This is a genomic window from Amycolatopsis sp. NPDC051716 (assembly GCF_040681595.1).
Classification (GTDB): Bacteria; Actinomycetota; Actinomycetes; order Mycobacteriales; family Pseudonocardiaceae; genus Amycolatopsis.
The window spans coordinates 127,480-151,137 of sequence record NZ_JBFAZA010000014.1 but is presented as its reverse complement, the minus strand read 5'-3'; the positions used below and the strand labels follow the sequence as shown (position 1 = coordinate 151,137).

The following is a 23,658-nucleotide window of genomic DNA, read 5'->3' as shown; positions in this document are numbered from 1 at the left end:
CGAATGTGAGGCAGCAGTGGCCCCAGGCCGTTGCTCGTCGTGATCGACCGCTGCGAAAGGGCGTAAGTGGCAGCCGCAAGAACCGCAACCCGAGGCGGGACGAAGACAGCGACCGCAGCCGGCGAGCCGGCCGAAGAGGCAGCCACCGGGACGGCGAAGCCGGCGGCCCGCAAGACCACCACCACCGCCAAGAAGGCCCCGGCCAAGAAGGCCCCGGCGAAGAAGGCCGTGACCAAGGGCGGCAAGACCGAAGACGGCGAGCCGGACGGTCCCGCCGACCTCGAGGACGACGAACTGGGTACGCCCGATCTGTCGGACCTGGAAGAGGTCGAGGTCGACGTCGTCGAAGAGACGGTCGCCGACGAGCCGGAGGCCGACTCGGCCGAAGACGACGATGACGACGACGAGTCGGACGAGGAGACCCCGGCCCAGCGGCGTCGCGGCGCGGCGGCCGACAAGGCCGCGGCCAAGAGCGACAACCCGGACTTCGTCTGGGACGAGGAGGAGTCCGAGGCGCTGCGCCAGGCGCGCAAGGACGCCGAGCTCACCGCCTCCGCCGACTCCGTGCGTGCCTACCTCAAGCAGATCGGCAAGGTCGCGCTGCTGAACGCGGAGGAGGAGGTGGAGCTGGCCAAGCGGATCGAGGCCGGGCTCTACGCCGCCGAGCGCGTGCGCACCGCCGAAGAGGAGGGCGAGAAGCTCGTCACCCAGATGCGCCGCGATCTCAAGTGGATCGTGCGTGACGGCGAGCGCGCCAAGAACCACCTGCTCGAGGCGAACCTCCGGCTCGTGGTCTCGCTGGCCAAGCGCTACACCGGCCGCGGCATGGCGTTCCTGGACCTGATCCAGGAGGGCAACCTCGGCCTGATCCGCGCGGTGGAGAAGTTCGACTACACCAAGGGCTACAAGTTCTCGACGTACGCCACGTGGTGGATCCGCCAGGCGATCACCCGCGCGATGGCCGACCAGGCGCGCACCATCCGCATCCCGGTGCACATGGTCGAGGTCATCAACAAGCTGGGCCGCATCCAGCGCGAACTGCTCCAGGACCTCGGCCGCGAGCCGACCCCGGAAGAGCTCGCGAAGGAAATGGACATCTCCCCGGAGAAGGTCCTGGAGATCCAGCAGTACGCGCGGGAGCCGATCTCGCTCGACCAGACGATCGGCGACGAGGGCGACAGCCAGCTCGGCGACTTCATCGAGGACTCCGAAGCGGTCGTCGCGGTCGACGCGGTGTCGTTCACGCTGCTGCAGGACCAGCTCCAGTCGGTGCTGCAGACGCTGTCCGAGCGCGAGGCGGGCGTGGTCCGGCTGCGCTTCGGCCTCACGGACGGCCAGCCGCGCACGCTCGACGAGATCGGCCAGGTGTACGGGGTGACCCGCGAGCGCATCCGGCAGATCGAGTCGAAGACGATGTCGAAGCTGCGCCACCCGTCGCGGTCCCAGGTCCTGCGCGACTACCTGGACTGAGTTTCCTTACGGGACAACGGAAACCCCGCCACCGGCCTCCGGTGGCGGGGTTTTCCCGTGGCGGCTCGAGGGCAGGGCTCAGGGCACGGCCAGCCCGCGCTCCCGCAGCGACTGTTCGACGCGCAGGCGTTCGATCTCGCGGTCCATCCCCTCGGGCAGCTCCCCGAGCCGGTGCGGGACGCCGACCTGGCGGCAGGCCACGGTGAGGAGCTCGTCGTACGCCTGCCGGGTGCCGAGCCGGCGCGCGGCCGGCGTCCCGGACGGGTAGCCGGCGAGCAGCCGGTGCACCCGCCGCAGGTCCGCGGCGACGCGTTCGATCGGCGGGCCTTCCGGCTGCGGCTGCGCCCGCTTCTCCCGGACCCAGCCGACCACCCTGGGGACGCGCAACGCGCACCAGAACAGCACCGTGGGAGCGATGCAGACCACGGCGAAGAGGATCAGGTTCGCAAGGACGTCACCGGTGCCGCCCATCCCCCGATGGTAAGCCCGCCACACCCACCCCGCGGAAAGCTTTTCGCGTGATCGAGAGGTCGACACCCGTGATGGGGAAGTCGACTCGCGTGATTGAAGGGTCGACACGATGCCGTTGCCGTGTCGTCCCCCCAATCACGCGTGTCGACCTTCGGATCACGCGTGTCGACCCTCGGGTCACGCCAAGTCGGGGTCCGGTGGGGTCTCCTCGACCAGCCAGAGGACGCCGGCCGGGGGGAGCTGGAGGACCGCGGAGGCCGGCTGGCCGTGCCACGGGTCCTCCGTCGCCTCCACCGCGCCCAGGTTCCCGACGCCGGAGCCGCCGTACGCCTCGGCGTCGGTGTTGACGACCTCCCGCCAGCGGCCCGCCGCGGGCAAGCCCACCCGGTAGTCGTGGTGCGGGACGCCCGCGAAGTTCGCCACGCAGGCCAGGCGTGAGCCGTCGGTGCCGATGCGGAGGAAGCTCAGCACGTTGCCGCTCGAGTCGTTCGCGTCGATCCAGCGGAAGCCGTCCGGCGAGGTGTCCTGGCTGTACAACGCCGGCGACGACCGGTACACCGCGTTCAGCGACCGCAGCAGCTCCCAGACGCCCAGGTGCAGCGGCTCGTCCATCAGGTGCCAGTCGAGCGACTTCGACTCCGACCACTCCCCCGGCTGGCCGAACTCGCCGCCCATGAACAGCAGCTGCTTGCCCGGGTGCGCCCACATGAACGCCAGCAGCGACCGCAGCCCGGCCGCCTTGTTCCAGGCGTCACCCGGCATCCGGCCCCACAGGGATCCCTTGCCGTGCACCACTTCGTCGTGCGACAGCGGCAGCACGAAGTTCTCGCTCCACGCGTACACGAGCGAGAACGTCATCTCGTTGTGGTGGTACGCGCGGTGGATCGGCTCGTGCGAGAGGTACCGGAGCGTGTCGTGCATCCAGCCCATGTTCCACTTGAAGCCGAACCCGAGGCCGCCCAGGTGGGTCGGGCGCGTGACACCCGGCCAGGCCGTCGACTCCTCGGCCACCATCACGATGCCCGGGTGTCGCTTGTAGACGGTCGCGTTCAGCTCCTGCAGGAACCGCACGGCGTCGAGGTTTTCCCGCCCGCCGTACTGGTTGGGCAGCCACTCCCCTTCGTTGCGGGAGTAGTCGAGGTACAGCATCGACGCCACCGCATCGACCCGCAGGCCGTCGAGGTGGAACTCCTCGATCCAGTACAGCGCGTTGGCGACCAGGAAGTTGCGGACCTCGTTGCGGCCGAAGTCGAACACGAGCGTGCCCCAGTCGGGCTGCTCGCCGCGGCGCGGGTCCGCGTGCTCGTACAGCGCGGTGCCGTCGAACTTCGCCAGCGCCCAGCTGTCCTTCGGGAAGTGCGCGGGCACCCAGTCCACGAGCACGCCGATCCCCCGCTGGTGCAGGCGGTCGACGAAGTAGCGGAAGTCGTCCGGCGAGCCGAAGCGGGACGTCGGCGCGTAGTACGACGTCACCTGGTAGCCCCACGAGCCGCCGAAGGGGTGCTCCGACACCGGCAGCAGCTCCACGTGCGTGAAACCGGTTTCGACGAGGTAGTCGCCCAGCTGGTCGGCCAGTTCCCGGTAGTCCAGGCCGGGCCGCCACGAACCGAGGTGGACCTCGTAGATGCTCATCGGCGCCGCGGCCCATTGCGTGGCTTCGCGCTGAGCGACCCACTCGTCGTCTTCCCACAGGTGCGCCGAGCTGGTGACGACCGAGGCCGTCGCCGGCGGCTGCTCCGTGCCGAACGCCATCGGGTCGGCCTTTTCGCGCCAGTTGCCGTCGGCACCCAGGATCCGGAACTTGTAGCAGGTGCCCACGCCGACGCCGGGCACGAACAGCTCCCAGACCCCGGACGAGCCGAGCGAGCGCATCGGGTGCCCGCGCCCGTCCCAGCCGTTGAAGTCGCCGATGACGCGGATACCGCGCGCGTTCGGCGCCCAGACCGCGAACGACGTCCCCTCGACGACGCCGTTCGGCGTCTCGTACGACCGGACGTGCGCGCCCAGCACCTCCCAGAGCCGCTCGTGACGGCCCTCGCCGATCAGGTGCAGGTCCAGCTCGCCCACCGTGGGCAGCCAGCGGTACGGGTCGTCGGAGGTGGCGGTGTGCCCGTCGTACTCGACTTCCAGCCGGTAGTCGCCGGGGTGTTCGGGCACGGCGACGGCGAACAGCGCGTCGATCACCGGTTCCATCGGGTACTTGTGTTCACCCGCGCACAGCGTGACGGCTTTCGCGCCGGGCAGCAGCGCCCGGGCCGCGAAGCCCTTGCCCACTGCGTGCACGCCCAGCACCGAGTGCGGGTCGTGGTGGGACCCGGCGAGCAGCCGGTCGATGTCCGCGGCCGGCGGGGCCGCGGCCGGGAGGCCTTCGGGAGCCGCGTTCACGGTTTCGTCCCTCCGCTAGTGATCCGGGCGATCGAGGCGAGCGGCACGCCCAGCCAGTCCGGCCGGTTCGCGTGCTCGTAACCCACTTCGTAGACCGCCTTGTCCAGTTCGAAAGCGCGCAGCAGCTCGCCCTGCTCTCGCGGGTCCGCCGCGATCGCGGCGTAGCCCTCGCAGAACGCCGCCCGGTTGCGCTCCGACCACTCGTGGGCGCGCTCGGCCAGCGCCGGTTCGTCCGGCTGGCCGACCAGCATCTGCTGGGCCGCGTAGTCGAACGACCTCAGCATGCCCGCCACGTCGCGCAACGGCGACCGCAGCGCGTGGCGTTCCTCGACCGGGGCCGCGGGCTCGCCCTCGAAGTCGATCAGCAGCCAGCCGCCGACGGTCCGCAGCACCTGACCGAGGTGCAGGTCGCCGTGGATGTACTGCATGGTCACCGAGCCGGCGGGCAGCGTGCGCAACCCCTCGAACGCCGCCCGCAGCTTGGGGGCGTGCGCGGCCAGCTCGGGTACCCGCCCGGCGAGCGTGTCGAGCCGGTCGAGCATCGCCTTCGTCGAGCGCTCGAGCTCGTCGGCGTCGGCGGGCTCGGTGCCGAGCGCCTCGGCGAGGTCCGCGTGCACCTCGGCGACGGCGCGCCCGAGCCGCTCGGCCTCGCCCGCGAAGTCCCCGCCGACCTCTTCCGGGTGCAGTTCGGGTGCGGCCATCAGGTCGCGGACGCTGGTGGTGGCCATCGCCCAGCCGTCGACCGCGTCCGACACGAACTGCTGGAGCATGCCGACCGTGGTCGGCTCGCCGTTCAGTTCGCCGGTGACCGACCCGAGCACCGGGGCGATGTGCTTGCTGCCGACGCCCTGCAGCGCGCGGTGCAGCAGCAGGTCCTTGTTCTTGCCCGGCGACAGCTTCCGGAACAGCTTGAGGATGTACTGCCCGCCGTAGACCAGGGACGTGTTGCTCTGCTCCGACGTGATCGGCCGGGCGCGCAGGCCGGTCTCCAGCTCCACGCCGGGCTCGTGCTCGAAGACCAGCACCCCGACCCGCTCCTCGCGGGCCATCAGGTCCAGCAGCACGCCGGTGACGTCCAGGTCACCGGACGCCTCGTAGGCGTTGAGATCGCCGACGGCGCCGATCCAGCTGGTCGAGGCGATCTCCGGCGGGTGCGTCCGCCGGCCCACCAGCAGCTGGTAGGGCTCACGCCGGTCGTCCTGCACGACCTCGATGACGACGTGCAGCAGCTGCGGATCACCGGACACCAGCTCGGTCACGCCGAGCCTCCGGACACCGGTCACCGGCCGGTCTTTGCCGGCGAACCACCGCTGTTCCGGCAGCCAGCGCTTCAGGTCGCCGGTCAGTTCGTCGACCAGCTCGCGCGGGTCGGACAAGGGACTCACCTCGCTTCGCCTTCGTCTCCCGGGCTCGTCAGCTGGAACCAGTAGAAGCCGTGCCCGGGCAGCGTCAGCAGGTACGACAGGTCCCCGATGCTGGGGAACCGCACGCCGCCGGTGAGCTCCACCGGCGTGCACCCGCGGTGCGCGGACAGGTCCAGCTCCACCGGCTGCGGGAACCGGGAGAGGTTGTTCACGCAGAGCACGACGTCTTCGCCGCCGTCCGGGCGCCGCCACTGGCGCTTGTAGGCCAGCACGCTCGGGTTCGACCCGCCGAGGTCGATGAACTCGCCCTCGGCGAACGCGTGGTGCTGCTTGCGCACCTCGATCATCCGGCGGGTCCAGTTGAGCAGCGAAGACGCGTTGTTCGACTGCGCCTCGACGTTCAGGCCCTGGTAGCCGTACACCGGGTCCATGATCACCGGCAGGTAGATGCGGCCCGGGTCGCAGGAGGAGAACCCGGCGTTGCGGTCCGGGGTCCACTGCATGGGGGTGCGCACCGCGTCGCGGTCTCCGAGCCAGATGTTGTCTCCCATGCCGATCTCGTCACCGTAGTACAGAACGGGCGAACCGGGGAGCGACAGCAGCATCGCGGTGAACAGCTCCTGCTGGTTGCGGTCGTTGTCCAGCAGCGGGGCCAGCCGGCGGCGGATGCCGATGTTGGCCTTCATGCGCGGGTCCTTGGCGTACTCCGCGTACATGTAGTCGCGCTCTTCGTCGGTGACCATCTCGAGGGTCAGCTCGTCGTGGTTGCGCAGGAAGATGCCCCACTGGGCCCCGCTGGGGATGGTCGGGGTCTGGGTGAGGATCTCCGAGATCGGGAACCGGGACTCGCGCCGCACCGCCATGAAGATCCGCGGCATCAGCGGGAAGTGGAACGCCATGTGGCACTCGTCGCCGCCGACCGCCGGGTCGCCGAAGTACTCGACGACGTCCGAGGGCCACTGGTTCGCCTCGGCCAGCAGGATCCGGCCGGGGTACTCGTCGTCGACGACCTTGCGGCAGCGCTTGAGGAACTCGTGCGTGCGCGGCAGGTTCTCGCAGTTGGTGCCCTCCTGCTCGAACAGGTACGGCACGGCGTCCAGCCGGAACCCGTCGATGCCCAGGTCCAGCCAGAACCGCAGGGTGTCGATCATCGCGTTCTGGACATCGACGTTCTCGAAGTTCAGGTCGGGCTGGTGGGAGAAGAACCGGTGCCAGTAGAACTGGCCGCGCACCGGGTCGTAGGTCCAGTTCGACGTCTCGGTGTCGACGAAGATGATCCGGGCGTCGGCGTAGCGCGAGTCGTCGTCGCTCCACACGTAGTAGTCGCCGTACGGGCCGTCGGGGTCGCTGCGGGACTGCTGGAACCACGGGTGCGCGTCCGAGGTGTGGTTGAGCACCAAGTCGGTGATCACCCGGATGCCGCGCCGGTGGGCCTCGTTGAGCAGGAAGACGAAGTCCTCGACGCTGCCGAACTCCGGCAGCACCGCGCGGAAGTCGCTGATGTCGTACCCGCCGTCGCGCAGGGGCGAGGCGTAGAACGGCGGCAGCCACAGGCAGTCGATGCCCAGCCAGGCCAGGTAATCGAGTCTGCCGGCCAAGCCGCGCAGGTCGCCGGTGCCGTCGCCGTTGGAGTCGGCGAACGCGCGCACCAGCACCTCGTAGAACACCGCGCCCTTGAACCACTCCGGGTTGCTCGGCGCCTGCTGCGCCGACCGGAAGTCCCCGGCCTGCGGTTCGACCAGCATGCCGTCGGCGGTCATCGCCTCACCGGTGTGCGGGACACCGTCCAGCCCCAACGCCGCGTCGGGCCGGGCTTCTTCCGCCATGTGTTCCACCTCGTCCCTCGAGTGCCTGTCCTTCCACCTCAGCCGGCCAGCCGGCGTCTCACCGAAACCACGTGCGCCACCGCCCGCCAGGGTTCGAGCCGGACGTAGTTCGCCGGCCCCCAGTCCCAGGTGTCGCCGGTGACCGCGTCGTGGGCGATCAGCCGCTCGTGCGCTTCGAAGCCGAGCGCCGCGGTGTCGAGCCACAACGTGCCCTCCTGCGGCCCGTACGGGTCGAGGGTGACGACGGTGACCACGGTGTCGCCGGTGGCCGGGTCCTGTTTGGAGTAGGCCAGCAGCGCGTCGTTGTCGATGTGGTGGAAGTGCAGGGTGCGCATCTGCTGCAGCGCCGGGTGGGCGCGGCGGACGGCGTTCAGCTTCGCCAGCCACGGCTCCAGCGAGCGGCCTTCGGCGAGCGCGCGCTCGAAGTCGCGCGGGCGCAGCTGGTACTTCTCGGAATCGAGGTACTCCTCGCTGCCTTCGCGGACCGGGACGTGCTCGAACAGCTCGTAGCCGGAGTAGACGCCCCACGTCGGCGAGATCGTCGCCGCCAGTGCCGCCCGCAGCGCGAACATGCCGGGGCCGCCGCGCTGCAGCGACTCGTGGAGGATGTCCGGGGTGTTGACGAACAGGTTCGGGCGGCCCTCGTGCCAGTGTTCGCGCAGGTCGATGGCGAAGTCGATCAGTTCCTGCTTGCCGGTGCGCCAGGTGAAGTAGGTGTAGCTCTGGGTGAAGCCGAGCCGGGCCAGGCCCCACAGGCGCGCCGGGCGGGTGAACGCCTCGGCCAGGAACAGCACGTCCGGGTGGGCGTCCTTGACCGACTGGATCAGCCAGGCCCAGAAGTCCGGCGGCTTGGTGTGCGGGTTGTCGACCCGGAAGATCTTCACCCCGTGGTCGATCCAGACGGTGATGACCCGCAGCATCTCTTCGTAGATGGCCTTGGGGTCGTTGTCGAAGTTGATCGGGTAGATGTCCTGGTACTTCTTCGGCGGGTTCTCCGCGTACGCGATCGAGCCGTCCGGGCGGGTCGTGAAGAACTCGGGGTGCTTGAGCACCCACGGGTGGTCGGGGGCGGCCTGCAGCGCGAAGTCGAGCGCCACCTCCATGCCGAGTTCTTCCGCGCGGGCCACGAAGGCGTCGAAGTCCTCGAAGGTGCCGAGGTCGGGGTGGATGGCGTCGTGACCGCCCTCGTCGGCGCCGATCGCCCACGGCGAGCCGACGTCTTCCGGCTTGGCGTCGAGGGTGTTGTTGGGTCCCTTGCGGTTGACTCGCCCGATCGGGTGAATCGGCGGGAGGTAGACGACGTCGAAGCCCATTTTCGCGACGCGGTCGAGCGCGGTCGCGGCGGTGGCGAAGGTGCCGTGCACCGCCTTGCCCTCGGCGTCGAGGCCGCCGGTCGAGCGGGGGAACAGCTCGTACCAGGAGCCGTACGCGGCGCGGCGGCGATCCACCCACACCTTGCGCGGCTTGCCCTTGGTGATCAGCTCCCGCACCGGGAACTCGTGCATGATCTGGCGGACCTCGGGCGAGAGCGCGGGGCCGACGCGTTCGGCGAGGCTGAGCTCTTCGTCGCGCAGGGCCTTCACCGCGCCGACCAGCAGCGCCTTCTCGCCCCGGCGGTCCGGGCGGCGGGAGACGCGCTCGATCAGCCGGGCGCCGTTCTCGATGTCGTTGGCGAGGTCCTCGGGCCCCTGCCCGGCGGCGACCTTCACCTCGACGGCGTGCTCCCACGTCGCCCAGGGATCACCCCAGGCGTCGATCCGGAACGTCCACAGGCCGGTGGTGTCCGGGGCGATCACCGCGGCGAACTCGTCCGGGTGGTCGGGGCCGCGCGGCACCATCCGCGTCTGGCGCGTGAGCCGGTCTTCCGGCCCGCGCCACGCGACGGTGGCCGCGACCGCGTCGTGGCCCTCGCGCCAGACGGTCGCGAAGACCGGGATGTGTTCCCCCACAACGGCTTTGGCCGGATACCGGCCGCAGCTCACGCTGGGGGAGACGTCGTCGATGCCGAGCCGGCCGGTCATGGGCAACGCCCTTCGATATGTCGGTTGGACGCAGACGGCGTCAGTCTGCCTGACTCGATCAAGCGCCCACACGGCAGGGTTCTCTTCCCGGGTACCCAAACCGGATCGGGTGAAACGCTTTCCGCGCAAGGAGTTCCGTCCACGTGTCCGGTAGGTTACGGCCGGCCGCCGCCCCGCCCCCGGTCCCGTCCGCCCTGACACGCGAACCCGAACGGCCGAAACCCGTACCCCAACGGACGACTCGCGTACCCAGACGGTCGGCCCGCGTACCCGGGGAGTCGGCCTGCGTACCCAGACGGTCGGCTCACCGTCCGACCCTCCAGGTACGCGAACCGACTCTCCAGGTACGCGAGTCGACCCTTCCGGTACGGGTCAGTAGGGCTCGGGGTGGGGTTCGGCGGCCAGGCGGGGGGCGCGGAGCAGGAGCAGGGAGCGGGACTGGAGCGTCAGCCGGCTCTTGGCTTCGAGGGGACCCGGGTTGGCCGGGCTGCCGTCCGCGGTGCTCGTGTCGAGGGTCGGCTTGAACGTCTCGCCGTACTCGCGCCCGGGCAGGACGACCTCGCCCGGCGCGTCGCCCGCGTGCAGCCACAGCAGCCACGAGTGGTCGGGCACCAGCGCGCCCTCGCGGTTGCGGGCCTGGCTGTTCGAGCCGTCGATCCACATGCCCAGCGTGTGCCGGTCCTCGAACCAGTCGCTTTCGCCGAACTCCTCGCCGTCCGGGCGGAACCAGACCAGGTCCGGCTTGCCGGTCGGCGTCGTCCGGCCTTCGAAGAACTCCGGCTGCCGCAGTGCCGGGCTGTTCGCGCGCAGCCGCACGACCCGGCGCGCGAACGCGAGCATGGCCTCGGCCTCCGGGTCGTCCGGTGTCCAGTCGAACCACGACGTCTCGTCGTCGAGGCAGTACGCGTTGTTGTTGCCGCCTTGGGTCCGCCAGAACTCGTCACCCGCGGTGAGCATCGGGGTGCCGGTGGACAGCAGCAGCGTGGCGAACATGTTGCGCGCCTGCCGGGCCCGCAGGTCGCGGATGCCCGCGTCCGCCGTGTCACCCTCGGCGCCGTGGTTCCACGAGCGGTTGTCGTTGGTGCCGTCGCGGTTGTCCTCGCCGTTGCCTTCGTTGTGCTTTTCGTTGTAGGACACCAGGTCCCGCAGCGTGAAGCCGTCGTGGGCGGTGACGAAGTTGATCGACTGCCACGGCCGGCGCAGGTTGTGGTCGTACAGGTCCGACGACCCGGACAGCCGGTAGGCGAGGTCGCGGACGCCGGTCGCGCCGCGCCAGAAGTCACGCACGGTGTCGCGGTAGCGGCCGTTCCACTCCGCCCACTGGGCGCCGAAGCCGCCGACGCGGTAGCCCTCGCCGGTCGCGTCCCACGGCTCGGCGATCAGCTTGCAGTGCGAGAGCACCGGGTCGGTGGTGATCGCGGTGAGCAGCGTCGACGCCGGGTCGAACGCGCCGCCGCGCGGCCGCCCGAGCGTGCTGGCGAGGTCGAAGCGGAAGCCGTCGACGCCCATCTCCTGCGTCCAGTACCGCAGCGAGTCGGTCACCAGCCGGACCACGGTCGGCGAGCCCGCCTCGAGGGTGTTGCCGCAGCCGGTGATGTCGGCCATGTGCCCGCGCTCGGTGTGCAGGTAGTACACCGGCGCGTTCAGCCCGCGGAAGCTCAGCGTCGGCCCGTCCGGGCCGCCCTCGCAGGTGTGGTTGAACACGACGTCGAGAATCACTTCGATGCCGGCCGCGTGCAGGGCGGCCACCATCAGCCGGAACTCCTCGACCTCGTGGCCCGGTTCGCTGGCGTAGGCGGCGTGCGGGGCGAAGAAGCCGAGCGGCGAGTATCCCCAGTAGTTGTGCCGCCCGGCGCGGACCAGCGACGGCTCGTCGAGGAACGAGTGCACCGGCAGCAGCTCCACCGACGTGACGCCGAGCCGGGTCAGGTACTCGATCGCGACCGGGTGGGCCAGGCCGAGGTAGGTGCCGCGCAGTGCCTCCGGGATGAACGGGTGCTGCTGGGTGAACCCCTTGACGTGCAGCTCGTAGACCACCGCCTCCTCGAACGGGACCTCCGGCTTCGTCCCGGTGTCCGGGCCGCCCGGCGAGGTCACCACCGACAGCGGCACGCTGCCCCGGGAATCCACAGTGGACATCGGCCCGCGCTCGGGGTCGCCGGTGAAGCCCTGCGCCGCGGTCAGGTCGGTGAGGCCGCCGGTGATCTGCCGGGCGTACGGGTCGACCAGCAGCTTGTGCGGGTTGCACCGCAGGCCGCGGGCGGGGTCGTACGGGCCGTGGATCCGGTAGCCGTACCGCTGCCCCGGCGTCACCCCGGGCACCAGGCCGTGCCAGACACCGAAGGTGCGCTCGGTCAGCGCGATCCGGCGTTCCGACCCGTCGGCGTCGATCAGGCACAGCTCGACGGCGTCCGCGACGGCGGACGTGATCGCGAACCGCACCCCGCCGGCCTCGGGGTGGGCTCCGAGGGGGAAGGGGCGGCCGGCGAGGACGTGGTCGGCGGAGGGTCGTGTGGCCATTCCTGAATCGTCCCAGATCGGCGGTGGTCCGTGCGCGCCACGACGGGACAGTTACCCGGAGGTAACGTCGGTCAAGGTGTCGTATCGGCCACGACGAAGGTGTCCGGGGGCAGGTGAGCGGCCCCACCGTCCACGGTGGCCTCCCCCCACCTGAGCAGCGACACGGTCGCCCCGAGCGGCAGCGTCACCGGGCCGGGGCCGAAGTTGACGGCCAGCCGCAGCCCGCCGCGGTGCAGCACGAGCCAGGACCCGTCCGGCGCGGAGTCGACACGCAGGTCCGCGACCCACGGGTCGGCCAGCTCGGGCCGCTCCCGGCGCAGCCGGATCAACGACCGGTACAGCTCCAGCATGTCCCGGTGACCGGGACGCTCCGGCTCGGACCAGTCCAGCCGCGAACGTTCGACGGTGGCCGGGTCCATCGGGTCCGGCACGTCCGATTCGCCCCAGCCGTGCCGGGAGAACTCGCGGCGGCGGCCGGTGCGGACGGCCTCGGCCAGCTCCGGGTCCGGGAAGGACGCGAAGAACTGCCACGGCGTGCTCGCCGCCCACTCCTCCCCCATGAACACCATCGGCGTGTACGGCGAGCAGAACAGGACCGCCGCACCGCAGGCGAGCCGGCCCGGGGCGACCGTCGCGGACAGCCGGTCGCCGGTCGCGCGGTTGCCGATCTGGTCGTGGTTCTGCAGGTAGCCGAGGAAGCGGTGGCCGGGCACGGTCCGCGTGTCGACCGGGCGGCCGTGCGTCCGCTCGCGGAAGGACGACCACGTCCCGGCGTGGAAGAACACCTCGCGCAGCACCCGCTCGAGCGCGTCCGGGGCGGCGAAGTCCGTGTAGTACCCCGTCGTCTCGCCGGTCAGCTTGACGTGCAGGACGTGGTGCAGGTCGTCCGACCACTGGGCGTGCAGGCCGTACCCGCCGCGCTCGCGGGGCGTGACCAGCCGCGGGTCGTTGAGGTCGGATTCGGCGATCAGGGTCAGCGGCCGGTTCAGCGCCGCCGACAGCGCGTCGACCTCGGTGGCGAGCTGTTCGAGCAGGTGGACGGCCCGCCGGTCGAGCAGCGCGTGCACGGCGTCCAGGCGCAGCGCGTCGATGTGGAAGTCGCGCAGCCAGCTCAGCGCGTTGTCGATCACGTACCGGCGGACTTCGTCGGAGCCGGGTCCGTCGAGGTTGAGGCCGGGACCCCAGTCGTTCTGGCCGGCGAAGTAGGGCCCGAACTTGTCGAGGTAGGCCCCGGACGGCCCGAGGTGGTTGTAGACGACGTCGAGCACGACGGCCAGGCCGCGCGCGTGGGCCGCGTCGACGAACCGCTTGAGCCCGTCCGGCCCGCCGTAGGGCTCGTGGACCGCGCCCCACAGGACGCCGTCGTAGCCCCAGCCGGCGGTGCCGTCGAAGGCGTTGACCGGCAGCAGCTCGACGTGCGTGATGCCGAGGTCGACGAGGTGGTCGAGCCGGTCGATGGCCGCGTCGAAGGTGCCGCCCTCGGTGAAGGTGCCGACGTGCAGTTCGTAGAGAACGGCGCCGGGCAGCTGCCGCCCGGTCCAGGCGTCGTCGGTCCAGGCGAACTCGCCGTGGTCGTAGACCCGCGACTCGGCGTGGACGCCGTGCGGCTGCCACCGCGACCGGGGGTCGGGCAGCGGCTTTTCGTCGTCGAGCAGGAAGGCGTAGTTGATGCCCTCGGCCTCGGCGTGCCACCAGCCGCCGTCGGCCTCGGTCATCTCGTGCACGCCGGCGTCGACGCTCACCCGGACCCGGCGGGCCGCGGGGGCCCACACGCTGAACCTCATACGTCTCCTCGCACCAGCAACGCGACGGGATAGCGGTCGAACAGGGTGGCGACGTCCGTAGAAGCGTCGCGACCGGTCAAGACGTCGGTCCAGGTGCCGTCCGGCAGCGGCAGCACGGTGTCGCGCCAGCCGCCGTCCGCCTCGAGGCCGACGGGCAACCGGGTGACCACCACCGCGAGGTCCGGGCTGCGCGTGTAGGCGAGGACGTGCTCGGCGGCCGCCCCCTCCGCCCGCAGCGGTCGGTAGCCGCGGAACAGCGCCGGGTGCTCCTGGCGAAGCTTCAGCGCCTTGTGCACGACGAGGAGCTTGGCCGCGCCCGACGCGTCGATCTCCGGCAGCTCGCCGTCGGCGACCCGGGTCAGCAGCTCGCGACGCAGTGCGTAGTCGACCGGGCGGCGGTTGTCCGGGTCGACCAGCGAGAAGTCCCACAGCTCGGTGCCCTGGTAGACGTCCGGGACGCCGGGGGCGGTCAGCTGGACGAGCTTCTGGCCGAGCGAGTTCGCGTAACCGGGGCCCTCGATCCGCTGGACGAACGCCTCGACGTCCGCCGCGAGCTCGGCATCGTTCATGACGTCTTCGGGCCACGCGGCGACGTCGGCCTCGAAGGCCTCGTCGTGGTCGGTCCAGCTGGTCCGGAGCTTGGCCTCCTTGGCCGCCTTGTCGAGGTAGTCCCGCAGCCGGGCCGGCTCGATCGGCCAGGTCGACACCAGCGTCTGCCAGGCCAGCAGGTTGAGCGAGGGCTCGTCGATCCCCCGCCGGGCGGTCCACCGGCGGACGGCCTGGGCGAACTCGCCGGGGACTTCGGCCAGCACCGCCATCCGGGCGCGGGTGTCCTCGGAGCGCTTGGTGTCGTGCGTGGTCAGCGTCGTCATCGCGGCCGGGTAGCCGGCCTCGCGCTCGGCGGCCAGCCGGTGGAACTCCTCGACGCCGAGGCCGAACCGGTCCGGGTTGCCGCCGACCTCGTTGAGCGCGGCGAAGCGCGTGTAGCGGTAGAAGGTCGTGTCCTCGGTGCCCTTCGCCACGACCATGCCGGAGGTCTGCTGGAGCCGGGTGGCCAGCTCGCTGTCCGGGTTCTTGCGCATGGCGGCGTCGAGCATCGTCAGCGGCTCGGCGAGGTCGGGCCGGGCGCGGCGGGCCCCGTCGATCGCGGCCGCCCAGTGCGCCGCCCCCTCCGGGAGGTAGGAGCGGTAGACGGGGAAGGCGATCATCGTCTCCGCGACCGCCTGCCGCGCCGCTTCGGGGTCGACGTCCCGCAGCTGCGCGGCGATCCGCCGGACCTCGGCGACCAGGATGCGGTCGGTGACCAGGCGCCGGGCCTCGGCCTCGACGCGGTGGTAGCCGGTCTTCACGCCCAGCTCGTTCGCCAGCGCGGTGAAGTCGGGCTCGCCGGCCGGGTCGATGAAGACGCCGGCTATCTCGCGCAGCGCGTCGTAGCCGGTGGTGCCGTCGACCGGCCAGCTCTGCGGCAGCGGTTCGCCCGGGTGCAGGATCTTTTCGGCCACGATCCACGCGTTCGGCGCGTTCTCGCGCAGCCGCCGGAAGTAGCCGCCCGGGTCGGCGAGGCCGTCCGGGTGGTCGACGCGCAGGCCGGTGACGTCGCCGTCGGCGACCCAGCGCAGCACCTCGCCGTGCGTCTCGGCGAACACCTTCGGGTCTTCGACGCGGACCGCGGCCAAGGTCGTGATGTCGAAGAACCGGCGGTAGGTCAGCTCGGCGTTGCCGCGGCGCCAGCCGGCCAGGCGGTAGTGCTGGCGCTCGTGGATCTCTTGCGGCGTCCCGGTTCCCGTGCCGGGGGCGATCGGGAACCGGTGGTCGTAGTAGACGAGTTCGTCGCCTTCGACCGACAGTTCCGCGACGGCGTCGTCGTCGCCCAGGACCGGCAGCAGGATCGGGCCGCGGTCCCAGTCGATGTCGAAGAAGGACGCGTACTCCGAGTCGCGGCCGTGCTCGAGCACGTCCCACCACCAGCGGTTCGCCTTCGGCACCTCGACCGACATGTGGTTCGGCACGATGTCCACCACCAGGCCCAGCCCGAGCTCCTTCAGCAGCGCCGAGAGCTCCTGGCGCGCGGCCTCGCCGCCGAGGGCGGGCCGCGCGCGGGTCGGGTCGACGACGTCATAACCGTGCGTCGAGCCCGGCGCCGCGTCCAGCACCGGCGACGCGTACAGCGCGCCGATGCCGAGGTCGCGGAGGTAGCCGGCGATGCCGGCCGCGTCGGCGAAGGTGAACTCCGGGCGCAGCTGCACCCGATAGGTCGACTCCGGCACCGTCATTCGGCTTCCGTCTCCGTCCGTTGCAGCACGATCAGGGACCGGGCGGGGAGGGTGAGCCGGCCGCCGCCTTCGATCGGCTTCGCGTCGGCGGGCTCCACCTCCCCGGTCGCGGTGTCGACCACGACGGTCCAGCTTTCCCCGTAGCCGTTGCCCGGGAGCGTGGCGTCGATGTCCTCGTAGTGGGCGTTGAAGGCGAGCAGGAACGAGTCGTCCTCGACCTTCATCCCGCGCTGGTCGAGGTCGGGGATCGCCTTGCCGTTGAGGAAGACGACGACCGCCTTGCCGAAGCCGTCGTCCCAGTTCTGCTCGGTCATCTCCTCGCCGGCCGGGGTGAACCAGGCGATGTCGCCGAGCTTTTCGCCCTTGCCGACCGGGCCGCCCTGGAAGAAGCGACGGCGGCGGAACACCGGGTGCCGCTGCCGGAGCGCGGTCAGCCCGGCGGTGAACTGCACCAGGTCGGCGTTCTCCTTGGCCAGTTCCCAGTCCATCCAGGACAGTTCGGAGTCCTGGCAGTAGACGTTGTTGTTGCCCTGCTGGGTGCGGCCGAGCTCGTCGCCGTGCAGGATCATCGGCACACCCTGGGAAAGGATCAGCGTGGCCAGCATGTTCCGCTGCTGCCGGACGCGCAGGGTCAGCACCTCGGGATCGTCGGTCTCGCCTTCGACCCCGCAGTTCCACGACCGGTTGTCGTCGGCGCCGTCGCGGCCGTCCTCACCGTTGGCCTCGTTGTGCTTTTCGTTGTAGGACACCAGGTCCCGCAGCGTGAAGCCGTCGTGCGCGGTGACGAAGTTGATCGACGCGAACGGGCGGCGGCCGTCGTCCTGGTAGAGGTCCGACGAACCGGTGATCCGCGAGGCGAACTCCCCCAGCGTCGAGGGCTCGCCGCGCCAGAAGTCGCGGACGGTGTCGCGGAACTGCCCGTTCCACTCCGTCCACAGCGGCGGGAAGTTGCCGACCTGGTAGCCACCGGGGCCGACGTCCCACGGCTCGGCGATCAGCTTCACCTGGCTGACGATCGGGTCCTGCTGCACCAGGTCGAAGAACGTCGACAGCCGGTCGACGTCGTAGAACTCGCGCGCCAGTGCCGAGGCGAGGTCGAACCGGAAGCCGTCGACGTGCATCTCCGTCACCCAGTACCGCAGTGAATCCATGATCAGCTGCAGGGTGTGCGGGTTGCGCACGTTCAGCGAGTTCCCGGTGCCGGTGTAGTCCATGTAGTACTCGGGCTCCCCCTCGACCAGCCGGTAGTAGGCCTCGTTGTCGATGCCGCGCATCGACAGGGTCGGCCCGAGGTGGTTGCCCTCGGCGGTGTGGTTGTAAACCACGTCGAGGATCACTTCGATGCCCGCCTCGTGAAAGGCCTTGACCATGCCCTTGAACTCCTGGACCTGGCCGCCCTCGCCGGGCACCGCCGAGTAGGAGTCGTGCGGCGCGAAGTACCCGATCGTGTTGTAGCCCCAGTAGTTCGTCAGGCCCTTTTCGGCCAGGCCGTGGTCCGTGACGAACTGGTGCACCGGCAGCAGCTCAACGGCGGTCACGCCGAGTTTCTGCAGGTGCTCGACGACGGCGGGGTGCGCGAGGCCGGCGTACGTGCCCCGCAGCGCTTCGGGCACGAACGGGTGGTGCACGGTCATGCCCTTGACGTGGGCCTCGTAGATGACCGTCTCGTTGTACGGCCGCTTCGGCTGCCGGTCGTTGCCCCAGTCGAAGAACGGGTTCGCCACCAGCGAATACGGCACGCGGCCGGCGCTGTCGGCGTCGTTGCGCTCGTCCGGGTTGTCGAACTGGTAGCCGAACAGCGACTCGTCCCACTTCACGCCGTGCGAGACGGCCTTCGCGTACGGGTCGATGAGCAGCTTGTTCGGGTTGCAGCGCAGGCCGCGCTTCGGGTCGTACGGGCCGTGCACGCGGAACCCGTAGCGCTGGCCGGGGCCGACGTTGAGCAGGTAGCCGTGGTGGACGAAGCCGTCGACCTCTTCGAGCGCGTGGCGTGTCTCCTTGCCCTCGGCGTCGAACAGGCACAGTTCGACGCGCTCGGCCACCTCGGAGAACAGGGCGAAGTTCGTCCCGACTCCGTCATAGGTGGCGCCGAGCGGGTAGGGCGTTCCGGGCCAGGGCCGCACTGGGTTTCTCCTCGAGCTTGGGTCGTGCCGGTGGCGTCCGCGTATCGGGGGTCGCGCGCGACGGTGTGGTCGTTACCGGGGCAACGGGTGGTCGTTACCGGGGCAACGGCCGGGCCGCCGCCAGCGGTGCGACCGCTGCGCGGACCCCCTGCGCGGTGAAGAAGCCGTCCACGCTGACGGGCAGGCGAATCCGCCAGTTAGGGTACTGGTCGACCGTTCCGGGCAGATTCGGCTGCCGCACCTGGCCCGCGACGTCGGCCGGCGAGGTCAGCACGAGCCGCGACGCGGCCTTCGCGAGCAGGGTGTGCAGCGCGACGACCGGGTCGTCGGCCGGAATCCCTTCCCGCGCAACGAGTTCCAGCAGCGCCTTGCGCTCCCCGGCGGCCGCTTCTTCCTCGGCGTCGACCCCGCGGTCCAGCAGTCCGAGCTCGGCCCGGACCCGGACGTGCTCGCTCTTCAGCCAGCCCGAGACCGTCGGCAGGTCGTGCGTGGAGATGCTGGCCATGGCGTCCGGGTCCCAGCTGTCCGGCGGCGTGAACGGCTGGCCGGGCGCGTCCCAGTCCCGCTCGAACCACAGCACGGCCGAGCTGAGCATCCCCCGTTCGTGCATGGTGTCGGTGACGACCTCCTCGACGGTCCCGAGGTCCTCCCCCACGACGACGGCGCCGGCGCGGTGCGCTTCGAGCGCGAGCACGCCGACCATCGCTTCGGCGTCGTAGTGGACGTACGTGCCGCGGTGTGCGGGCTCGCCCGGCGGGATCCACCACAGCCGCCACAGGCCGGCGATGTGGTCGACGCGGATGCCGTCGGCGAAGCGCAGGACGCCCCGGATGACGTCCCGGAACGGCGCGTACCCGGCCTCGGCCAGCTTGTCCGGCCGCCACGGCGGCAGGTTCCAGTCCTGTCCTTGCTGGTTGAAGGCGTCCGGCGGCGCCCCGACCCGCACGTCGGCGGCGAAGACGTCTTTGAGCGCCCACGTGTCCGCCCCGCCGGGGTGCACCCCGACCGGCAGGTCGTGCACGATCCCGACAGTCATTCCGGCCTCGCGCGCAGCTGTCCGAGCCGCCTCCAGCTGAACCCGGCAGAGGTGCTGAAGCCACGCATGGAAGGCGACGCGGTCCTTGAGCTCTTCGCGCGCCTTCGCGGTGGCCGGTCCGGCCGGGTCGCGCAGGTCCTCGGGCCACTCCCGCCAGTCGGCGCCGTGCTGCTCGGCGAGGGCGCAGAACAGGGCGAAGCCGAGCAGGTCCCCGTCCTCGGGCACCGCTTCGACGCGGTGCGGCCACAGCAGCTCGAGCGCGGCCCGCTTGGCGGTCCAGACGGCGTCGTAGTCGATCAGTTCGCCTTCGCGGTCCGGGGCGAGGGACTCGACGGCCGCCCGGGTCGCCTCATCGGCTCGCTCGAACGTCTCGGTGGCGGTGACGCGCAGGTAGACGGGGTTGGCGAACCGCCGGCTCGCCGGCGAGTACGGCGAGCGTTCGATCGGGTGCGCGGGGCTGATCGCCTGCACCGGGTTCACCAGCAGCACGCCGGCGTCCAGTTCCGCCGCCGACCGGGCGGCGAAGGTGGCGAGGTCGGCGTAGTCGCCGATGCCCCAGGACCCGGCCGAGTGCAGGGCGTAGAGCTGCAGCATCCACCCCCAGGCGGGCGTGACTCGCGGCAGCTTCGCCGGCACCACGGCCAGAACGACGTCCTGCTCGGCGGTGACGACCCGGTGCCACCCGAGCGGCAGGTCCGCGGGCAGCCGGCCATCGGCCCGCCGCCGCGTCCCGTCTTCGAGGACGACCTCGGCCTCGACGCCCAGCGCTTTCCCGGTGCCCTCCCGCACGACGATGGTCGGCGGCAGCGCGGCCGGCGCTTCCCGCGCGGCGGTGAGAGCGGCGGCGATGGCCGGGGCGCTGGTCGCATCGACACCGAACTGTCCGAGGACGGCGACGACGACATCATCGTCCACGTCGACCCAGACCCGATCGGCGTTCTGGTACCGGGTGGCAACCCCGTGGAGGTCGGCGAGCTCGTGCAGGGCGCTGCGGGCGGGGATCTCTTCGGGCACGGGACCAGCATTCCGGTGCCCGGCCGTTCCCGCCATCTGCACGGGCGACGTCACTCCCGGCGCCCGCTGCCCGCGGCGGGAGCGGCAGTCCCCCGGCCGCTCCCGCCGCCCTCCCCCGGCCCCCCGTGGGCCTTATCCGGCCGCGGTTCGCGGGCGGCTCACCCTCTGGCGCGCGTGGAGGCCTGCCGGCCGACCGCACGCTCTCGAGCAGCCTGACCGCCGCCGCGCTCCTCCCTCCAGCCGACCAGCACGCCAACCAGCCTGATCAGCGCGGCACCTCCTCGCCGTGGCCGATCGGCACGCGCCCAGGCAGCTCAACCGCCGCAGCACCTCACCCGCCGGCCGACCAGCACGCTCTCCACCGGCTCGCCTGTCGCCGCACTCCGCCCGCCGGCCGGCCGAACGGCACGCGGGCGGGCCAGCGAGCCAGCGAGCCAGCGAGCCAGCGGGCCAGCGGGCCAGCGGGCCAGCGGGCCAGCGGGCCAGCGGGCCAGCGGGCCAGCGGGCCGAACGGCACACCCGCCAACCGGCCCGATCGCCACAGCCCCTTCCTCCCGGCCCGCCAGTGCCTTCCGACCAGCCCGATCACCGCGGCACGCCCTCACCGTGGCCGATCGACACGCGCCCAAGCAGCTCAACCGCCGCAGCACCTCACCCGCCAGCCGACCAGCACGCCCCATCCAGCCCGATCGCCACAGTCCCTTCCTCGCGGCTGGCCGGCGCCCTCCGACCAGCCCGATCACCGCCGCACCTCCTCACCGCGGCCGAACCGCGCGCCCGCCAACCAACCCAATCGCCACACCTCCTTCCTCCCAGCCGGCCGGCGCTCTCCGACCAGCCCGATCACCGCCGCACCTTCGCCCGCGTACCGGACAGCTCCTCCCAGACCGGCCCCGTGACCAGCCAGATCGCCGACACGGCGCCCAGCCGGGGGAACCAGTCCCACAGCGGTGCGACCTGCTCCGGCGTGCCGATCGCGAAGATCGCCGCCAGCAGGGCCGCCGCCGCGATCCCGCAGGCCAGCAGGCACTTCGCGAACTCCCTCCACTCGTGGTGCAGCCGCTCCTTCCCCTCCCGCTTCGGTGGTGCCGGGCCGCCGGCGAACCGGTGCGCGAACCGCACGTCGGCCCAGCGGACCAGGCTCGGCCCGAACACCACGCTGAATCCGAGGTACACCGCCGCGAGACCGTGCGTGAAGTTCGCCTTCGCGCCGCCGGCCAGGTCGGCGGTGGCCGCCACCAGCACCACGACGTCGATCAGCGGTACCAGCGCGAGCAGCACCGCCGACGTCCGCCGGGCACGCAGGCCGTACCGCACGGCGAGCCCCGCCGCGATGAGGACCCAGAACCCGGCCTCGCCCGCCGCGATGACGGCGGCCGTCGGGTTCTCCGCGATGAACTTCCCGATTTCGTCCACCTCTCCACGCTCTCCCCCGCGCCCGGCCGGCCGCGTCGGCGAAGAGGAGGACCGGGCATCATCACTTCGTAGGACGCACATCGGGCACCCGGTGTGCTGGGATGGTCACATGCAGTTCCCCCGCCTCCGCTCACTCCCGGTGTGGCAGCAGGACGCCTTGATCGCCCTCGCCACCTGGGTCGTCGGCTTCGGCATCTACGCCACCGGCAACCACCGGCTGCTGGGCGCCCACGACGACGCGCCGCTGTGGGTGCGGCTGATCGAACTCACCGTGCTCTGCGGCCTGGCGATGCTGCGCCGCTGGGTGCCGGGCGCACTGATCATCGCCACCGCGGTGCTCGCGGTGGACGTCTGGATCAGCACGTCGCTGCCGGCACTGATCGTCTACACCGACTTCCTGTACGCGGCGACGCTGTACGGCTCCCGGCGCACGAGCCGGGTGATGATCGGCCTCGCCGCGCTGTCGGTGGCCGGCGCGCTCGTCGCGGTACTGGTGCTCGCGCACGAGTGGCGCGTCGCGGTGCTGGCCGCGGTGACCGTGCTGCCCTTCGCCGTCATGCCGGTGTGGTGGGCGACGAACGTCCGGCAGCAACGCGACATCGCCGAAACCGAGCGGGCGAACGCCCGGCAGCTCGCGAAAATTGCGGAGCTGGATCGGCGGGCCGCGGTCGCCGCCGAGCGCGGGCGGATGGCGCGTGACCTGCACGACGTCATCGCCGGGCACCTTTCGGCCATCGCGATCCAGTCGGAGGCGGCGCTGTCGATGCCCGACCCGAAGCTGGCGAGGACGGTGCTGCGGTCGGTGCGGGAAAACAGCGTGAGCGCCCTGGAGGAGATGCGCGCGATGATCGGGCTGCTCAAAACGGACGGCGGAGCCGCGGAAACGACCGCACCGGCCCGGCTCACCGAACTGCTCAAACTGGTGGAGTCGGCGCGGGCGAGCGGGCTGGACGTCGCGGTCGGGTCCACTGTGGACGTGGTGCTGCCGGCGGCGGTCGATCTGACCGCCTACCGGATCGCGCAGGAGGCGCTGACGAACGCGGCCAAGCACGCGCCCGGCGGCCGGGTCGACGTCGACGTCTGCTTCTACGACCAGGTCCTGCAGGTCAAGATCCGCAACGACGTCTTCCACGCCGACACCGAGCCCGCCGACGGCGCCGGTCTGCTGAACATGCGCGAACGCGCGGACGCGGTCGGCGGCACGCTGACCGCGGGCCCGGCGGACGGCGGCTGGCTGGTTCGCGCGGACCTCCCGGTGAGCGACCAGCGATGACCGTCACCGTTCTCATCGCCGACGACCACGAAGCCATCCGCTTCGGTCTCACCACCATCCTCAACCACGCCGAGGGCATCGAAGTCGTGGGCGAAGCCGCCGACGGCGCCGCCGCCGTGCGAAAGGCACGCGCCCTCCGTCCGGACGTCACGCTGATGGACGTCCGGATGCCGGGCACCGACGGCATCGCCGCCACCCGGCAGCTGGTCGCCGAAGGGCTCACCCAGGTGCTCGTGCTGACCACGTTCGACCTCGACGAGTACGTGGACGGGACACTGCAGGCGGGCGCCGCCGGGTTCCTGCTCAAGTCGGTCGAAGCACCGCGGCTGATCGAGGCCGTGAAGCTCGTGGCGGCCGGAAAGGGCGTGCTCGCTCCGCAGATCACCCGGCGGGTGATCACCGCCTTCGCCGCGTCGGGCCGGGAACCGGCGCCGGCGCCCCAGGGCCTCGGCGACCTCACCGAGCGCGAGCGCGAGGTGCTCGGCTGCCTGGGCGAGGGCCTGTCCAACGCCCAGATCGGCACCCGGCTGTACATCGGCGAGACGACGGTGAAGACGCACGTCTCGCGCGTGCTCGCCAAACTCGACCTGCGCTCCCGCGTGCAGGCCGCGATCCTCGCCCAGGAGAACGGCCTGACCCGGGAAAACTCCGTCGCCGATCTGCGGGAGGGCCCATGACCTTC

The 23,658-nt window shown here is 71.4% G+C and carries 14 protein-coding genes; 3 read left to right on the top strand and 11 right to left on the bottom strand.

Annotated features, from left to right (window positions below; all coding sequences use genetic code 11):
• Window positions 1-66 precede the first annotated feature (66 nt).
• The gene (locus AB0M30_RS21030) at window positions 67-1,470 is read left to right on the top strand and encodes an RNA polymerase sigma factor (RefSeq protein WP_364585886.1); all 1,404 of its coding nucleotides are present in this window, start codon (window positions 67-69) and stop codon (window positions 1,468-1,470) included.
• Window positions 1,471-1,548: 78 nt separating this feature from the next.
• Here AB0M30_RS21030 and AB0M30_RS21025 read toward each other — a convergent pair whose 3' ends face one another.
• The 11 genes from AB0M30_RS21025 to AB0M30_RS20975 all read right to left on the bottom strand — a co-directional run bounded on the left by AB0M30_RS21025 (window position 1,549) and on the right by AB0M30_RS20975 (window position 21,703).
• Complete coding sequence (locus tag AB0M30_RS21025) at window positions 1,549-1,941, bottom strand: hypothetical protein (RefSeq protein WP_364585884.1); 393 nt, start codon at window positions 1,939-1,941, stop codon at window positions 1,549-1,551.
• Between the two features lie 177 nt (window positions 1,942-2,118).
• Window positions 2,119-4,326 carry a 1,4-alpha-glucan branching protein GlgB gene (glgB, locus tag AB0M30_RS21020; RefSeq protein ID WP_364585882.1) on the bottom strand — a complete coding sequence of 736 codons (2,208 nt, stop codon included), beginning with the start codon at window positions 4,324-4,326 and terminating at the stop codon, window positions 2,119-2,121.
• Window positions 4,323-5,702: an aminoglycoside phosphotransferase gene (locus AB0M30_RS21015; protein WP_364585880.1), complete on the bottom strand. Its 1,380-nt coding sequence runs from the start codon at window positions 5,700-5,702 to the stop codon at window positions 4,323-4,325. The genes glgB and AB0M30_RS21015 overlap by 4 nt, the downstream gene beginning before the upstream one ends.
• Before the next feature lie 5 nt (window positions 5,703-5,707).
• The gene (treS, locus tag AB0M30_RS21010; RefSeq protein ID WP_103339663.1) at window positions 5,708-7,516 is read right to left on the bottom strand and encodes a maltose alpha-D-glucosyltransferase; all 1,809 of its coding nucleotides are present in this window, start codon (window positions 7,514-7,516) and stop codon (window positions 5,708-5,710) included.
• Between the two features lie 38 nt (window positions 7,517-7,554).
• Window positions 7,555-9,537, bottom strand: a complete 1,983-nt coding sequence (locus AB0M30_RS21005) for an alpha-1,4-glucan--maltose-1-phosphate maltosyltransferase (protein WP_364585878.1) — start codon at window positions 9,535-9,537, stop codon at window positions 7,555-7,557.
• Between the two features lie 372 nt (window positions 9,538-9,909).
• Entirely contained in the window at window positions 9,910-12,057 is a 2,148-nt protein-coding gene (glgX, locus tag AB0M30_RS21000) for a glycogen debranching protein GlgX (protein ID WP_364585876.1), read from the bottom strand.
• Window positions 12,058-12,128: 71 nt separating this feature from the next.
• Complete coding sequence (treZ, locus tag AB0M30_RS20995) at window positions 12,129-13,841, bottom strand: malto-oligosyltrehalose trehalohydrolase (RefSeq protein ID WP_364585874.1); 1,713 nt, start codon at window positions 13,839-13,841, stop codon at window positions 12,129-12,131.
• Window positions 13,838-16,114 (bottom strand): malto-oligosyltrehalose synthase, encoded by a 2,277-nt coding sequence (gene treY / locus AB0M30_RS20990; RefSeq protein ID WP_364585872.1) that lies wholly within the window; start codon window positions 16,112-16,114, stop codon window positions 13,838-13,840. Before treY ends, treZ begins: the two co-directional genes overlap by 4 nt.
• Window positions 16,111-18,237 (bottom strand): glycogen debranching protein GlgX, encoded by a 2,127-nt coding sequence (gene glgX / locus AB0M30_RS20985; protein ID WP_364585870.1) that lies wholly within the window; start codon window positions 18,235-18,237, stop codon window positions 16,111-16,113. The genes treY and glgX (AB0M30_RS20985) overlap by 4 nt, the downstream gene beginning before the upstream one ends.
• 94 nt (window positions 18,238-18,331) lie before the next feature.
• Window positions 18,332-20,287, bottom strand: a complete 1,956-nt coding sequence (gene malQ, locus AB0M30_RS20980; protein WP_364585868.1) for a 4-alpha-glucanotransferase — start codon at window positions 20,285-20,287, stop codon at window positions 18,332-18,334.
• A gap of 843 nt (window positions 20,288-21,130) precedes the next feature.
• Window positions 21,131-21,703 carry a hypothetical protein gene (locus AB0M30_RS20975; protein ID WP_364585866.1) on the bottom strand — a complete coding sequence of 191 codons (573 nt, stop codon included), beginning with the start codon at window positions 21,701-21,703 and terminating at the stop codon, window positions 21,131-21,133.
• 109 nt (window positions 21,704-21,812) lie between these two features.
• Between AB0M30_RS20975 and AB0M30_RS20970 the strand changes: the two genes are divergently transcribed.
• Both AB0M30_RS20970 and AB0M30_RS20965 read left to right on the top strand, forming a co-directional pair.
• Window positions 21,813-22,976 (top strand): histidine kinase, encoded by a 1,164-nt coding sequence (locus AB0M30_RS20970; RefSeq protein WP_364585864.1) that lies wholly within the window; start codon window positions 21,813-21,815, stop codon window positions 22,974-22,976.
• Complete coding sequence (locus tag AB0M30_RS20965; protein ID WP_103339654.1) at window positions 22,973-23,653, top strand: response regulator transcription factor; 681 nt, start codon at window positions 22,973-22,975, stop codon at window positions 23,651-23,653. Before AB0M30_RS20970 ends, AB0M30_RS20965 begins: the two co-directional genes overlap by 4 nt.
• The last annotated feature ends 5 nt before the right edge of the window (window positions 23,654-23,658 follow it).

What these genes read in the sequence shown, in the direction of transcription:
- AB0M30_RS21025 (WP_364585884.1), bottom strand. Translation starts at nt 1,941, where the DNA reads ATGGGCGGCACCGGTGACGTCCTTGCGAACCTGATCCTCTTCGCCGTG.
- treS (WP_103339663.1), bottom strand. Translation starts at nt 7,516, where the DNA reads ATGGCGGAAGAAGCCCGGCCCGACGCGGCGTTGGGGCTGGACGGTGTC.
- AB0M30_RS21005 (WP_364585878.1), bottom strand. Translation starts at nt 9,537, where the DNA reads ATGACCGGCCGGCTCGGCATCGACGACGTCTCCCCCAGCGTGAGCTGC.
- glgX (WP_364585876.1), bottom strand. Translation starts at nt 12,057, where the DNA reads ATGGCCACACGACCCTCCGCCGACCACGTCCTCGCCGGCCGCCCCTTC.
- treZ (WP_364585874.1), bottom strand. Translation starts at nt 13,841, where the DNA reads ATGAGGTTCAGCGTGTGGGCCCCCGCGGCCCGCCGGGTCCGGGTGAGC.
- treY (WP_364585872.1), bottom strand. Translation starts at nt 16,114, where the DNA reads ATGACGGTGCCGGAGTCGACCTATCGGGTGCAGCTGCGCCCGGAGTTC.
- AB0M30_RS20970 (WP_364585864.1), top strand. Translation starts at nt 21,813, where the DNA reads ATGCAGTTCCCCCGCCTCCGCTCACTCCCGGTGTGGCAGCAGGACGCC.
- AB0M30_RS20965 (WP_103339654.1), top strand. Translation starts at nt 22,973, where the DNA reads ATGACCGTCACCGTTCTCATCGCCGACGACCACGAAGCCATCCGCTTC.